Here is a 13,859-nt window from a genome sequence, read left to right as displayed (position 1 = left end):
GACTCCTGCCATGACTGAACACAAGAAGGACAATGTGGGCCCCTTGAGCGGTATCCGTATTCTGGATTTAAGCTCGGTGGTGATGGGGCCCTTTGCCACGCAAATTCTGGCCGATCTGGGAGCTGACGTGATCAAGGTGGAGTCCCCCAGCGGGGACACCATGCGGGCAGTCGGCCCTATGCGCAACGCGGCTATGGGGGCCTTGTTTCTCCATCTGAACCGCAATAAGCGATCCGTAGTTCTGGATTTGAAGACCCCTGCCGGTCAAGAGGCCTGCCTGCAGCTGATTCGGGAATCGGATGTGCTGCTCTACAATCTGCGCCCGGCTGCCATGGCACGCCTGGGCCTGGATTACGAGCGCGTCGCCGCTGCTAACCCGGCTATTGTGTATGTCGGCGCCTATGGCTTCGGGGAAGATGGCCCCTACGCCGGACGTCCTGCCTACGATGACCTGATCCAGGGCATGACGGGGCTAGGCCATCTCTACCAGCAGCAGTCCGGTGATGTACCTCGCTATACGCCGTTGACTCTATGTGATCGCACAGTAGGTCTGCATGTAGCCGTAGCGGTACTAGCTGGTGTCATTGAGGCACGCCAAAGTGGCCAAGGCCAGGCCATTGAAATCCCCATGTTCGAAGCAATGGCGCATTTTGTGCTGGGCGATCATCTGGGCGGCCACTCTTTTGAGCCTGCACTGGGTCCCACCGGCTATGCCCGCCTGCTGGCTAAAGAGCGCAAGCCCTATCAAACCAGTGACGGCTTTCTGGTGCTGTTGATCTACAACGACAAGCATTGGACCAATTTCTTCTCCCTGATTGGTCAACCCGAACTGCAACAGGACCCACGTTTCAGCTCGCACTCGGCCCGCGCCATTCATATCGGCGAGGTCTATGACTTTGTGGCCTCACAGATCAAGCAAAAGGACACAGCTTATTGGCTCCACGCCTTGCGTCAGGTCGACATCCCGGCCGCCCCCTTGTACTCCATCGAACAACTGATCGATGACGAGCATCTACAAGCGGTACAGCATCTGCAACATATGGAACACCCGACCGAGGGCCCTATCTGCACCCCCTCCCCTCTGGGTAAATATTCGCGCACCCCTCTCAGCATTCGACGCCATGCACCGAGCCTGGGAGAACACACCGCCCAGGTTCTGGCAGAGCTGGGCTACACCGAGCAAGACATACAGGCCATGCTGGCCAGCGTTCACCCCTCACCCCGAGACCAGATTGTATGAATATTGAATTAAGCGAAGATCAACGCGCCTTGGTGCAGGCTATTGAGTCGGTTTGCCAGCAGTTTGATGACGAGTACTGGCTGGCCCGCGATCAGGATGGCGTCTATCCCCATGACTTTCATAAAGCGTTGGCAGACGGTGGCTGGTTGGGCATTGCCATGCCAGAGCAATACGGCGGGGCGGGCTTGGGCATGATGGAAGCCGCTCTAATGATGCACACCATCTCCCGTACAGGCGCCGGGTTCTCGGGGGCGTCTGCCGTACATATGAATATTTTTGGTCTGAATCCGGTCGTGGTGTTTGGCAACGATGAGCAGCGTGCCCGCTTTCTGCCACCATTAATTCAGGGCAAAGACAAAGCCTGCTTTGGTGTCACCGAGCCTAATTCCGGACTGGATACCAGCAAGCTGGAAACCCGTGCTGTTTTGCAGGGTGACCATTATCAGGTGCATGGTCGCAAGATCTGGATTTCCACGGCACAAGTTGCCAACAAAATCCTGCTACTGGCCCGCACAACCCCGCTATCGGAAGTCAAGAAACCAACGGATGGTCTATCTCTGTTCTATACAGACCTGGATCGCAGCACCATCGAAGTGCGCCATATCGACAAGATGGGACGCAACGCGGTGGACTCGAACATGCTGTTTATCGACGGGCTGCGTATTCCTGTTGAGGACCGTATCGGTGAAGAAGGTAAAGGCTTTAGCTATCTGTTGCACGGCTTGAACCCGGAACGGATTCTGATCGCCTCCGAGGCTATTGGACTGGGCAGAGCCGCCTTGGAGAAGGCCACCCTCTATGCCAAAGAACGGCACGTATTTGGACGACCAATCGGGCAGAATCAAGGCATACAACACCCGCTGGCTCAAGCCTGGATGCAGCTGGAAGCCGCCGACCTGGTCACTCTGAAGGCTGCGGCTTTGTACGATGCTGGCAAGCCTTGCGGGGAGTATGCCAACGCCGCCAAATACCTGGCAGCCGAAGCCGGTTTCCAGTCTTGTCAGACCGCCATTCAAACCCTAGGAGGCATGGGTTACGCCAAGGAATACCATGTAGAGCGCTATCTGCGCGAAAGCTTTATTCCGCGTCTGGCTCCTGTCAGCCCGCAATTAATCATGTGCTATATAGCGGAAAAAGTGCTGGGACTGCCCAAGTCCTATTGAGCCGCCTTCTAGGCCTCTTCAATAAAACGGCAAGCTACACGCAGGCGCTCCGCATAACTTTGCAGGTTCTGTTCAATACGATAAACAGGACCTGCAATCGAAATAGCGTAACTGCCGCCTGAAATCCGGATGGGCCACGCAATACCGCCCACATCGGACATGGATTCGCCCATATTGCCGTACCAGCCACGCTGCGCAGAGGTTTCCAGGTCTGCATTCAAACTGTCCAGGCTGGTCAAGGTCTTGTTCGTAAAGGCCTCTAAAGGCCCATCACCCAAAAGCTGGGCGCGCTCTTCCAGTGTCATCTGAGACAACAGCGCTTTACCAATAGAGTTGGCATGAACATGGCGTTGGGTTCCTGCCACCGCCACATAGCGGATGGGATGCGGGGAAGAAATCACCTCTACATAGACCACTTTCTTATCCAGATCCAGCTTGCCAAACACAACGGTTTCCTGCGTGGTGTTGCGCAGTTCTTCCAGACTGGGGCGTACTTTTTCCAGAATCGGGTCTGCTTGAGAAATACGCTGGGCCATCGCCAGTAAACGGCCTGTCGGGTAATAACCTTGCCGACGCCCCGTCTCGTAGATATACCCCTGCCGGGACAACGTGCGCAGCAAAGCCAAGCAGCTGGATACAGGCGCATCCAGCAATCGAGCCATTTCAGAAAGCGCTAAAGGGCGTGTCTCTCGAGCAAACAGTTCGATGATCTCGATAACGCGCAGAGCAGTTTTGACATTGCTCTCGGCTGGTTTGGTGCTCATGCTCAGGGCGCCACCGGCAATGCACGTTTATGCGCCGAGGCATGGAAAGTCTTGATGATGATCTGCGTGGCTTCATCATCAATGGCTTTGCCTTCCAGAAAATCATCAATCTGGTCGTAGCTGACACCGAAGGCATCTTCGTCTGGCTTCAGAGGGCTGAGACTTTCCAGGTCAGCGGTGGGGACTTTAAAGACCAAGGCATCAGCAGCGCCCATTGCCGTAGCCAAAGCGCGCACACGGCGTTTGTTCAAGCCTGCCAAAGGCGTAATGTCAGCAGCGCCGTCACCAAATTTGGTGAAAAAACCCATCAAGGCTTCAGCGGCGTGGTCTGTACCCACCACCAAGCCACCGTTCGCACCAGCAATCGCGTACTGCGCCACCATACGCTGACGGGCTTTGATGTTGCCCATCAGAAAATCTTGTTGAGCGGCATCGCGGAACTTCAGGCCGGAGGCCAGCAATTGCTCCAGCATGGCATCCGATGCGGGCTTCACGTTCACGACCAAGGTCTGATCGGGATTGATAACCTTCAAACCACCTTGGGCGTCTTTCTCGTCAGCCTGCTCACCGTAAGGCAAACGCACGGCGATGAATTGCGCTTGATGGCCTTGCTGACGTGCCTGCTCTACGGCTCGCTGAGACAGACACCCTGCTGCCAGGGAGTCCACGCCCCCGCTGATCCCCAGGACCAGGCTGCGGCAGCCGGTACGCAGCAGATAGTCACTTAGAAAGCGGACGCGGCGTTCGATCTCCTGCTGAACATCGAAATGATCCGTGATCCCCAATTCCGCACGGATACTGGCTTGCAAAGCGCGTTGATCATCAGTCATGGCGCAGGCTCTCTACACAAAGTGAACAATAGTTCGATTGTAAAGGACTGGGGGAACTGTGCCAGACGGTATAGGCATCTCCAGTTATTTAATGCGCCAACAAAATGGCCTGAGCCTGAAAACTCAACACAACAGCAAGGTATGGACTATTGTTCCTCTAGAGCCGCCCAAGCCCCTTGCCCCTGGGGCCAGGCGAGTCAGACAGCTTGCCGCAGGCGGAGTCTGCCTTCGGGATACAAGCACTCTGCTGTTTGAGCGCGACGCTTATAGCTCGTCCGGGGGACGAGCTATCGCGCGAGTTCAGAGTGCGCCCGAAGGGAGACTCCGACAAGGGCACCGGTGCGCAGCACCGGCAAGCAGTCCGCCTGGCCCCAGGGGCAAGGGGCTTGGGCGGCGGTTCTACGAAGATCAGTACTACTCCGCCCCCTACACTCGAAACCCATAAAAAACCCCACCTGCCAAAACAAGTGGGGTTTCATCAGCTAAAAGCTAAATCAGCTTAGCGATCCAGCTGCGACACATCACGCACTGCACCACGGTCAGCCGACGTCGCCAAAGCGGCATAGGCTTTCAGGGCTTGCGACACAACGCGCTCGCGGTTCACTGGCTTCCAGGCCTTGGAGCCACGCGATTCCATTTCGGCACGGCGTGCGGCCAGTTCTTCATCGCTGATGGCCAAGTGGATACGACGGTTGGGGATGTCAATCTCGATGGTGTCGCCATCTTGCACCAGGGCGATATTGCCACCTTCGGCAGCTTCAGGTGACGCATGACCAATCACCAGACCGGACGAACCGCCGGAGAAGCGACCATCGGTGAACAAGGCCGAGCTTTTACCCAGGCCCATGGATTTCAGATAGGAGGTGGGGTACAGCATTTCCTGCATACCTGGGCCGCCTTTGGGGCCTTCGTAGCGAATAATGACCACATCACCCGCCTTGACCACGCCGTCCAGAATGGCAGCCACAGAATCGTCCTGGCTTTCGTAAACGCGAGCAGTGCCGGTGAAGGTCAGGATGCTTTCATCCACGCCAGCGGTCTTGACGATACAACCGTTGATGGCCAGGTTACCGTACAACACGGCCAAGCCGCCGTCTTGCGAATAAGCATTAGCCTTGTCGCGGATACAGCCCTTGACGCGGTCTGTGTCCAGTTCCTGGTAGTAACGGTCCTGGCTGAAGGCCACTTGCGTTGGGATACCGCCGGGGGAAGCGCGGAAGAAATCGCTAATGGCTTTGACGTTGTCGCCCTTGACGTCCCAACGCTTGATGGCTTCACGCAAGGTGCCACTGTGTACGTTGCCCACATCCAGGTTCAGCAAGTCGGCCCGGGCCAGTTCGGCCAGAATAGCCATGATGCCGCCCGCGCGGTGCACGTCTTCCATGTGGAATTCGGGGGTGGCGGGAGCCACTTTACACAGGCAAGGGACGCGACGCGAGATCTTGTCGATATCGGCCATCGTAAATTCCACACCGGCTTCCTGGGCTGCGGCCAGCAAATGCAGCACGGTGTTGGTGGAACCGCCCATGGCCACGTCCAGGGTCATGGCGTTTTCAAAAGCCTGGTAGGTGGCGATGTTGCGTGGCAGGACGGATTCGTCGTCTTGCTCGTAGTAGCGTTTGGCCAGATCCACGATCAGGCTGCCAGCGCGCTCAAACAAGCCTTGGCGGCGAGCGTGGGTGGCAACAATGGTGCCGTTACCGGGCAAGGACAGGCCCAGCGCCTCGGTCAGACAGTTCATGGAGTTGGCGGTAAACATGCCCGAACAGGAACCACAGGTCGGGCAAGCGCTACGTTCAACAGCTTCAGCCTGTTCATCAGTGACATTAGGGTCAGCGGCTTGAATCATGGCGTCCACCAGATCCAGCTTTTGCACCACGGTCTTGCCGTCTGGCGAGTAGACCTTGCCCGCTTCCATCGGTCCACCCGACACAAACACCACAGGAATGTTCAGGCGCATGGCGGCCATCAACATACCGGGGGTGATTTTGTCGCAGTTGGAGATACACACCATGGCGTCGGCACAGTGGGCGTTGACCATGTATTCCACCGAGTCGGCGATCAGTTCGCGCGAAGGCAGGGAATACAACATGCCGCCGTGGCCCATCGCAATACCGTCGTCCACCGCAATGGTGTTGAACTCTTTTGCCACACCGCCGACCGCTTCAATTTGACGGGCAACCAGTTGGCCCATGTCTTTCAGGTGTACGTGACCCGGTACGAATTGCGTAAAGGAGTTCACCACCGCAATGATCGGTTTGGAGAAATCCTCGTCTTTCATACCGGTGGCGCGCCACAGGGCACGCGCGCCGGCCATATTCCGACCGTGGGTCGAGGTACGGGAGCGATATTGGGGCATGACTACTCTCTGAACAGGAAAATTATGTAAAGATACCTATCATAAACGTCCCAAGGCGCTTTGTGCGCGTCAAGGTCGGGAAGGCGTCTTACCGTAGGGCGGCTACCGATCTGGCACCCAGAATCCTTTGCAGCAAAACCCCTTAGTTAACAGGAGATATATTATGCCGCAGGCCGTGCCTGACCTTTCCAACCTGCTTCGACAGGACATCCGCTTTCTGGGCAAGGCCCTGGGAGAGGTGATTCGTGATAGCGAAGGAAAGGCGACCTTCACGCTGATTGAAGCCCTGCGCCGGGCGGCTGTCAGTTTCAGACGTGAACACGATCCGCAGCAAGCACGGATTCTGGAAAAAGACATTCCCAAGCTGAACGATGCGCAGGCCCGTTCCGTGGCCCGTGCCTTTGCCTACTTTTTGCACCTGTCCAATATTGCCGAGGACCGCGACCAGAACCGTCGCCGCGAAGAGCAAGATCCTGCGAAACTGCTGGGCAGCCTGCAACACGCCATTCAGACCTTGATGGACCAGGGTCTGAGCGCCAAGAAAATTCGCCGCTATCTGCAAGAAGCCTGTGTGATGCCGGTGCTGACGGCTCACCCTACCGAAGTTCAGCGCCAAAGTACGCTGGCTGTGCATATGGCCATTGCCGATGAATTGAACGGACTGGATCACAAAGCCAGCGCCACACAATCAGCCCGCACCCAGGAAAAGCTGACCGGTCTGGTGTCCCTGCTGTGGCAAACCCGCATGCTACGCGACCACAAGCTGACGGTGATGGACGAGATCGATAACGCCCTGGCCTATTACGGCTCCACCTTCCTGCCCACCATTCCGCAGCTGTACCACGATCTGGACCGTTTGCTGGAACCAGGCAAAACAAGCCTGCTGGATCAGAAAACACGCTCCCTGCCCGCCTTTTTGCGCATGGGCAGCTGGATTGGCGGCGATCGCGACGGCAACCCCAATGTAGGCCCTGAAACGGTTGAACAAGCGGTGCTGCGCCAGTCGACACGCGCGCTGCAACACTATCTGGAGCAGATTCGTTTGCTGGGTACGGAAATCTCCGTGTCCGACGCACTGAACCGTGTCAGCAAAGACCTGGCGGCCTTGTCGGCCAGCAGCCAGGACCCGTCGCCACACCGTGTAGACGAACCTTATCGCCGCAGCTTTATTCATCTGTACGCCCGTATGGCGGCCACAGCGCAGAACCTGCTGGGCCGCGACCTGGCCGATCGCCCCACTTACGCCGCCCCACCCTACGCAAACCCGCAAGAATTCAAGGCTGATCTGCAAATCATTGCCGACTCCCTGGCTGAAAACAAAGGCGGCGCCATTGCCGGCCTGCGTTTGAACGAATTGATTCAAGCTGTGGAGGTTTTTGGCTTCCATCTGGCCACTTTGGACCTGCGCCAAAGCTCGGACGTGCACGAGCGCGTACTGGACGAGCTGTTCCGCGTGGCAGGCACGCTGTACAAGGACGAACCCGTCAATTATCGCCAACTGTCCGAAGAGGACCGCATCACTTTGCTGCGCTCGGAGTTGCGCCACCATCGCCCCCTGGTTTCGCCCTGGTATCGCTACTCGGAAGAAACCGAGAAAGAACTGTCCATTCTGCGCAAAGCCGCCGAATGCCGCCGCCGCTTTGGAGCGCGCGCATTGGAACAAACCATTGTGTCGCACACCGAAACCCTCAGCGACTTGCTGGAAGTGCTGGTGCTGCAACAGGAAACTGGCCTGATCGTGCCCAATTCCAACGAGCCAGAGCATCAAGGTCTGATGGTTGTACCGCTGTTCGAGACCATTCCTGACTTGGAGCGTGGCCCGCAAATCATGCAGGAATGGCTGGATATGCCTGAAATCCGCCAGCGCGTGCGTCACGCGCAGGACAGCGTGCAGGAAGTGATGCTGGGTTATTCGGACAGTAATAAAGATGGTGGCTACCTGACCTCCAACTGGACGCTATACCGTGCCGAGCGTGAATTTGCGCAGGTTTTCTCGCGCCGCAAAGTGCGTTTGCGCCTGTTCCACGGTCGTGGCGGTTCGGTAGGCCGAGGCGGTGGTTCCAGTTTCGACGCTATTTTGGCGCAGCCTCCAGGCACCGTGAACGGTCAGATTCGTCTGACCGAGCAAGGCGAAATGATTCAAGGTCGCTACAAGGATGCGGACGTGGGTCGCTGGCATCTGGAGCTGTTTGTCGCTGCCACGCTGGAAGCCAGCCTGGGTTCACGCAAAGGCTCGTCCAATGACGACGAACATCTGGCTGCGTATGGTGACGCCATGGCCTGGATGTCCGAGCAGGCTCATCAAAGCTATCGCCAACTGGTCTACGGTACGCCGAACTTTGATCAGTACTTCTTCCAGTCCACGCCTATCAAGGAAATTGCTGGCCTGAATATCGGCTCGCGTCCTTCCTCGCGCAAGGCCACGCAAAGCATTGAAGACCTGCGCGCCATCCCCTGGAGTTTCTCCTGGGCACAATGCCGTCTGCCTATTCCTGGCTGGTACGGCATGGGCACGGCCTTGAACCGCTATCTGGAATCGGGGCTGCCCAATGATGGCCTGAACCGCAGCAAGCGCTTGGCTCAGTTGCAAGCCATGGCGCGCGACTGGGCCTTCTTCCGCACGCTACTGTCCAATATGGAGCAGGTGCTGGCCAAGACTGACTTGGATATCGGCCTGAAATACGCCGGTCTGGTCGAGGACGAGGAACTGCGCGAGACCATCTTCACGCAAATCCGTGACGAGTTCGAACTGACACACCGGCTGTTCCGTGAAATTACGGGCCACGAACTGCTGGCGCACGATCAGGCTTTGCAAGATGCCCTGGCCGAACGCTTTGCCTATATTGACCCGCTGAACCACTTGCAGGTGGAACTGCTGCGCCGCCATCGCCGTCAAGGTGAAAAGGCCAACAAGCCCACACGCAGCGGTGTGAACAAGCAACACGTCATTCACCTGACGATCAACGGTATTGCGGCTGGCCTGCGTAACTCGGGCTAACTCCAAGCCATGGAAATTGACCTATTAATTACTTTTATAAATAAGCTAATTTCCAAAAGAAGTTAAGAGCGTACAATAAGCCATTACTACGCTTTCTGAAAAAGGCGTGATCCTCACCGGGGTCACGCCATATGGCTTATGGCGCTTGCAATCATCCTGGGAATTCTGACTGGCCTGTCGCTGGGCCTGACTGGCGCGGGTGGCGGTATTTTGGCCGTGCCCGCTTTGGTATTGGGCATGGGTTACAGCATGACGGCGGCCACGCCAGTGGCCTTGCTGGCTGTAGGCGCCGCCGCTCTGGTCGGCGCGCTGGATGGTCTGTACAAGCATATCGTGCGCTATAGAGCTGCCATGTTCATGGCTATCACGGGCGCTTTGGTCACGTCTTTGGGCGTACGCATCAGCCACGCCTTGCCGGAAAAAGTGCTGGTAACGCTGTTTGTCGCCATCATGCTGTGGATCGCCACCAAAATGCTGCGTCGTCCGGCGGCAACGGCCCATGCTCATACACCCTGTTGCCTGAACCCGGAAACCGGCCGCCTGCGCTGGACGCCAGCAGGCACAGCCACCTTGGCTTCAATTGGTGCGGTAGCGGGTTTGTTTTCAGGCATGTTGGGCGTGGGCGGCGGCTTTCTGATCGTGCCTGCCTTGAAACGTTTCAGCGACCTGTCCATGCATAGCATTGTGGCTACATCCTTGATGCTGATCGCCCTGATCTCCCTGAGCGCTTCGGCCATGAGTCTGGCACACGGGGCGGAGATTCCCCTTAGCGGCTGGGTTTTTGTGGCCTCGGCCATGGGTGGCATGGTGATAGGCCGACAACTAGCCCCTCATATTCCTTCTGTGCGCTTGCAACAGGGTTTCAGCATCCTGACCGCTGTTGTGGCCCTGTCCATGCTGGCACGTACCTATCTGTTTTAAGCCGCGATTCGATACGCGCGCTCAAGCAACAACGGATACATGGCTTTGAGCCAAGCGCTGCGCTTGGCTCAAAACTGCACATACTTTACTCGCAGATACTGCCACCACCGTCTTGCGGATTCAGACGGTAATCGCTGAAAGAGCCGACCTCACGCGGACGCACGGCGACAATGCGCTGAACAATATGGTCCGGATCGGCCCGGAAACCATGCTCATACGCCACGATATCCAGGTCCGCACACCAGCGCAGCAGCTCCCCCGGCTGCAACAGAAAGTCCGGATTACGCGGCGTGTTGTATTGCTCGTTGCCCACCCCAAAGGTTTCGTAAACCAGCACCCCACCTGGCTCCAGACTCTCCAGCAAAGTCGGCATCAAGGGGCGCCACAAGTACTTGGTCACCACCAGAGCATTGAACTTGCGCCCGGCAAAAGGCCAGGGACCGTTTTCGATATCAGCCTGGATAATTTCCCCGTAAGGCGAAGTCGCTGCCACCGCTTCCGGGTCCCGGTCTACACCGATCACGGTATTGCCCCGCTCAGCCAACCAGCGGGCATTGCGCCCCCGACCACAGGCCACATCCAGAACCGTGCCCGGATTCGGAATCAAATGGGCCCATGCCTGTAACCAGGCGCTGGCCTGTCCCCTGTCGTTCATCCTTACCCCTTTGCTAAGCAGACAAAACGCCCATGGTAACGCAGCAGTGGGCAAGCTCAAGCACAGCACTGGCCTGGGCTACAATTGGCCCCGATTCCACGCTATTTTTTGAGGGTGTATGAAAGTTCTGCTGCAAAAACCCATATTGCTGATGGCCGTTCTGTGCCTGCCTTTATGGTTTGTCTACGGCAACTTCATCCTGGCCGCTGCCACCTCCATCCTGATCGGGATGCTGGTGGGCATGATCCGCACCCTGCACCAAGTGACCCAGGCCAAGAAAGCCAGCGCCAAGAGCGCCGCCCCGGCTTCTTCCGAGACACCTAACGACAAGCCCAACTGACGCCATGAACGTATTGTCCGCCCCTGCCCTGCCACACGGTTTGCCTCCCCTGTCCGAGGAACTGAAGAAACACGTCGCACAGGTTAATGATTACTTGCTGGACCGCATTGCCGATGAAGGCGGTTTCCTGCCATTCGACCAATGGATGCACCATGCGCTGTACGCCCCCCATCTGGGCTACTACACCGGCGGCAGCACCAAGTTTGGCAGCAATCAGCCAACGGGCGACTTTACGACGGCCCCCGAACTCTCTCCCCTGTTTGCTCAGACCTTGAGCCGTCAGGTCATGGAAGTACTGGAAGGCAGCCAATCCCTGTCCGTTCTGGAGTTCGGCGCGGGTAGCGGCGCTTTGGCCCAAGCGCTGATTACGGAGCTGCGCAAGCAAGGTATCGAGCCGCAGTATTCAATTCTGGAAGTATCGCCTGATTTGCGTGTGCGTCAGCAAGAGCGTCTGGCCCCCCTGCAAGCACAAGTGCAGTGGCTGGACAGCACGCCACACAGCTTCAAGGGTTGCGTGGTGGCTAATGAGGTTCTGGATGCCATGCCTGCCAGCCTGTTCACGTTTGATGTGGCTGGCAAGGTGCTGGAAGTGGGCGTTATTGCAGCAGACGACAGCACAGCCCAGGGCCTGCCAGCGCCTTTCTACCTGGCTACCCGCCCGGCTCCCGACCATCTGGCTTCGCTGGTGGCCGAACGCGTGGAAGCGCAGCCCTTCTACCTATCCGAGATCAACCTGCAAGCTGAAGCCTGGGTGCGCAGCATGGGTACTTGGTTAAAGCAAGGCGCGGCCATTTTGATCGACTACGGTTTTCCGCAGCGCGAGTACTATCACCCGCAACGTGACAAAGGCACCTTGATGTGCCACTTCCGCCACTTTGCTCATGCCGAGCCGCTGGTGCTGGCTGGCTTGCAGGACATTACCGCCCACGTGGACTTCACCGCCATGGCGGATGCCGCCCTGGAGGCCGGTTTGGATGTACTGGGCTATACCAGCCAGGCGCGCTTCCTGATGAATTGCGGCATCACCAACTTCCTGGCTTCTCCGCCGGAAGACCCATTGCCCGCCGTGCAACAGCAATGGGCACAGACCATGAGTGCCGCCAATAAACTGCTGTCTGAAGCGGAAATGGGGGAACTGTTCAAAGTGCTGATTATTGGGCGCGATATTTCAGCCCCAGTGCTGGGCACAATGAGCGGAGATCGACGCGAGCGTCTGTAAAGCGGCCTTGAGGAACTTCCTGAGGGCATTTCCCTCAAGAGCCATAAGCAGAGATCAGCAAACGGCAGGGTATATACCTTGCCGTTTTTACGTGAAGCAACCGCGCCAGAACACTCCCCCGAGACATCGCCCCCTAGACGAACACGCACTCAGCAGAAAAAAATAAGCGGCCTATTAGCCGCTTATTTTCTGAGTGTGCACTCCAGGCTGCTCACACATAGACTAAACAGACTGCTCCAAAGCTGCCAATCGAGCTGCGCGCACCGCTTCACGGATTTTGCCTGGCTCGGCCTTGTATCGAGCAGCAACTGCACCGGCATCCACACTGGCCATCACCTTTCGCAAGAAGTCCCATTCCAGCTCTGGAACGTCCTGCTGACAGGCCGCCGCACTGATCAGCTGAGTAAAGCGCTCTGGTTTGCGCAAGGCATCCAACGACTCCATGACTTGCAAGGCAGACTCCACGTCTGCACGAGGCTGCAACAAGGCAGGGCTGGCTAACAGCACTGGCAAAAGACGGGCCTGGTCGCGCCATTCAGAGGGTGCACGAATCTGTTCGGCCACCTGTCCTGGGGTGTCCGAAATATGGCACAGAACGGCAAAGCAGCTTGCCAGATCCAGACGCCTGTCTTTGGCGATCTGCACCTGCTGACCCACCTGATCGTTGTAGTTCAAGCCGGGCATGACACGCTCTAACGCGCCGACCTCCCGCAGTACCTCGAACATGCGAGCGGGCTGCTGGGCAGATAAACCTTTCGCTATTTCCAGATAGATGCGCTCAGGCACCAGCTCGTCCACTTCACCCTGCTCGACCAGATCACGTGCCAGAGCCCAGGTATCGTCGGCCACGGTGAACTCGGAAAAGCGGGCGGCAAAACGTGCCAGACGCAGCAAGCGTACCGGGTCTTCGCTAAATGCGGTGCCCACATGCCGGAATAGACGGGCCTGCAAATCCGCCAAACCATTCAAGGGATCATGCAGATTCCCCGCCGCATCCACGGCCATGGCATTGATGGTCAGATCACGGCGACGCAAATCGTCCGCCAGGCTCACGTCTGTGCCGGTGTAAAAGGTAAAGCCCTTGTAACCACGGCCCGACTTGCGCTCAGTTCGGGCCAGGGCAAACTCTTCTTTGCTATGGGGATTCAGAAAGACAGGAAAGTCGCCACCTACGGGAACAAAGCCGCGCGCGGCCAGGTCTTCGGGCCGGGCACCGACTACGACCCAATCCTTGTCACCCGCTGGCAGCCCCAGCAAGGCATCGCGAACCGCGCCACCCACCACATAGACCTGCAAACCGTCCAGAACAGGATCTGGCGGCCCCATCAGGGCCGCCAGAGCTGCTTGCTGTCTGTTATCAAGCATGGACG

The 13,859-nt window shown here is 57.5% G+C and carries 11 protein-coding genes; 6 read left to right on the top strand and 5 right to left on the bottom strand.

Translation table 11 applies throughout. From position 1 onward, the window contains the following. The first annotated feature begins 10 nt into the window (after positions 1-10). Both WFM49_RS10380 and WFM49_RS10375 read left to right on the top strand, forming a co-directional pair. Complete coding sequence (locus tag WFM49_RS10380) at positions 11-1,240, top strand: CaiB/BaiF CoA transferase family protein (RefSeq protein ID WP_336973089.1); 1,230 nt, start codon at positions 11-13, stop codon at positions 1,238-1,240. Next, positions 1,237-2,403 carry an acyl-CoA dehydrogenase family protein gene (locus WFM49_RS10375; RefSeq protein WP_247966048.1) on the top strand — a complete coding sequence of 389 codons (1,167 nt, stop codon included), beginning with the start codon at positions 1,237-1,239 and terminating at the stop codon, positions 2,401-2,403. Before WFM49_RS10380 ends, WFM49_RS10375 begins: the two co-directional genes overlap by 4 nt. An 8-nt stretch (positions 2,404-2,411) precedes the next feature. Here the strand turns inward: WFM49_RS10375 and WFM49_RS10370 are convergent, their stop codons facing one another. From WFM49_RS10370 to ilvD, 3 genes are all read right to left on the bottom strand, one after another. After that, the gene (locus tag WFM49_RS10370; RefSeq protein ID WP_035273598.1) at positions 2,412-3,167 is read right to left on the bottom strand and encodes an IclR family transcriptional regulator; all 756 of its coding nucleotides are present in this window, start codon (positions 3,165-3,167) and stop codon (positions 2,412-2,414) included. Positions 3,168-3,169: 2 nt separating this feature from the next. Further along, positions 3,170-3,997, bottom strand: coding sequence for an ammonia-dependent NAD(+) synthetase (nadE, locus tag WFM49_RS10365; RefSeq protein ID WP_336973086.1), 828 nt, complete (start codon positions 3,995-3,997; stop codon positions 3,170-3,172). A 499-nt stretch (positions 3,998-4,496) separates the two neighbouring features. Then, positions 4,497-6,356 (bottom strand): dihydroxy-acid dehydratase, encoded by a 1,860-nt coding sequence (ilvD, locus tag WFM49_RS10360; RefSeq protein WP_009462585.1) that lies wholly within the window; start codon positions 6,354-6,356, stop codon positions 4,497-4,499. Between the two features lie 163 nt (positions 6,357-6,519). On the opposite strand from ilvD, the gene ppc reads away from it, so the two are divergent. Beyond that, positions 6,520-9,354, top strand: coding sequence for a phosphoenolpyruvate carboxylase (gene ppc, locus WFM49_RS10355; RefSeq protein ID WP_336973083.1), 2,835 nt, complete (start codon positions 6,520-6,522; stop codon positions 9,352-9,354). 138 nt (positions 9,355-9,492) lie between these two features. Continuing rightward, positions 9,493-10,275 carry a sulfite exporter TauE/SafE family protein gene (locus WFM49_RS10350; protein ID WP_088451290.1) on the top strand — a complete coding sequence of 261 codons (783 nt, stop codon included), beginning with the start codon at positions 9,493-9,495 and terminating at the stop codon, positions 10,273-10,275. A gap of 85 nt (positions 10,276-10,360) precedes the next feature. Here the strand turns inward: WFM49_RS10350 and WFM49_RS10345 are convergent, their stop codons facing one another. Then, positions 10,361-10,930 (bottom strand): class I SAM-dependent methyltransferase, encoded by a 570-nt coding sequence (locus WFM49_RS10345; RefSeq protein ID WP_336973081.1) that lies wholly within the window; start codon positions 10,928-10,930, stop codon positions 10,361-10,363. A gap of 118 nt (positions 10,931-11,048) precedes the next feature. Between WFM49_RS10345 and WFM49_RS10340 the strand changes: the two genes are divergently transcribed. Next, positions 11,049-11,270, top strand: coding sequence for a hypothetical protein (locus WFM49_RS10340; protein ID WP_009462588.1), 222 nt, complete (start codon positions 11,049-11,051; stop codon positions 11,268-11,270). Between the two features lie 4 nt (positions 11,271-11,274). Further along, positions 11,275-12,489, top strand: coding sequence for a class I SAM-dependent methyltransferase (locus WFM49_RS10335; protein ID WP_336973078.1), 1,215 nt, complete (start codon positions 11,275-11,277; stop codon positions 12,487-12,489). Between the two features lie 222 nt (positions 12,490-12,711). Here the strand turns inward: WFM49_RS10335 and WFM49_RS10330 are convergent, their stop codons facing one another. Further along, positions 12,712-13,854, bottom strand: a complete 1,143-nt coding sequence (locus WFM49_RS10330; RefSeq protein WP_021447040.1) for a CCA tRNA nucleotidyltransferase — start codon at positions 13,852-13,854, stop codon at positions 12,712-12,714. Positions 13,855-13,859 lie beyond the last annotated feature (5 nt).

The sequence above is a fragment of the Alcaligenes sp. PF14 genome (genome assembly GCF_037150615.1).
Taxonomy (GTDB): domain Bacteria; phylum Pseudomonadota; class Gammaproteobacteria; order Burkholderiales; family Burkholderiaceae_B; genus Alcaligenes; species Alcaligenes phenolicus.
The sequence above is the reverse complement of the archived record's forward strand: the minus strand, read 5'-3'. Positions and strand labels throughout refer to the sequence as shown.

Bases quoted from the DNA above. Each gene is read 5' to 3' on its own strand.
- WFM49_RS10380 (WP_336973089.1), top strand. From the start codon at position 11: ATGACTGAACACAAGAAGGACAATGTGGGCCCCTTGAGCGGTATCCGT.
- WFM49_RS10375 (WP_247966048.1), top strand. From the start codon at position 1,237: ATGAATATTGAATTAAGCGAAGATCAACGCGCCTTGGTGCAGGCTATT.
- WFM49_RS10370 (WP_035273598.1), bottom strand. From the start codon at position 3,167: ATGAGCACCAAACCAGCCGAGAGCAATGTCAAAACTGCTCTGCGCGTT.
- nadE (WP_336973086.1), bottom strand. From the start codon at position 3,997: ATGACTGATGATCAACGCGCTTTGCAAGCCAGTATCCGTGCGGAATTG.
- ilvD (WP_009462585.1), bottom strand. From the start codon at position 6,356: ATGCCCCAATATCGCTCCCGTACCTCGACCCACGGTCGGAATATGGCC.
- ppc (WP_336973083.1), top strand. From the start codon at position 6,520: ATGCCGCAGGCCGTGCCTGACCTTTCCAACCTGCTTCGACAGGACATC.
- WFM49_RS10350 (WP_088451290.1), top strand. From the start codon at position 9,493: ATGGCGCTTGCAATCATCCTGGGAATTCTGACTGGCCTGTCGCTGGGC.
- WFM49_RS10345 (WP_336973081.1), bottom strand. From the start codon at position 10,930: ATGAACGACAGGGGACAGGCCAGCGCCTGGTTACAGGCATGGGCCCAT.
- WFM49_RS10340 (WP_009462588.1), top strand. From the start codon at position 11,049: ATGAAAGTTCTGCTGCAAAAACCCATATTGCTGATGGCCGTTCTGTGC.
- WFM49_RS10335 (WP_336973078.1), top strand. From the start codon at position 11,275: ATGAACGTATTGTCCGCCCCTGCCCTGCCACACGGTTTGCCTCCCCTG.
- WFM49_RS10330 (WP_021447040.1), bottom strand. From the start codon at position 13,854: ATGCTTGATAACAGACAGCAAGCAGCTCTGGCGGCCCTGATGGGGCCG.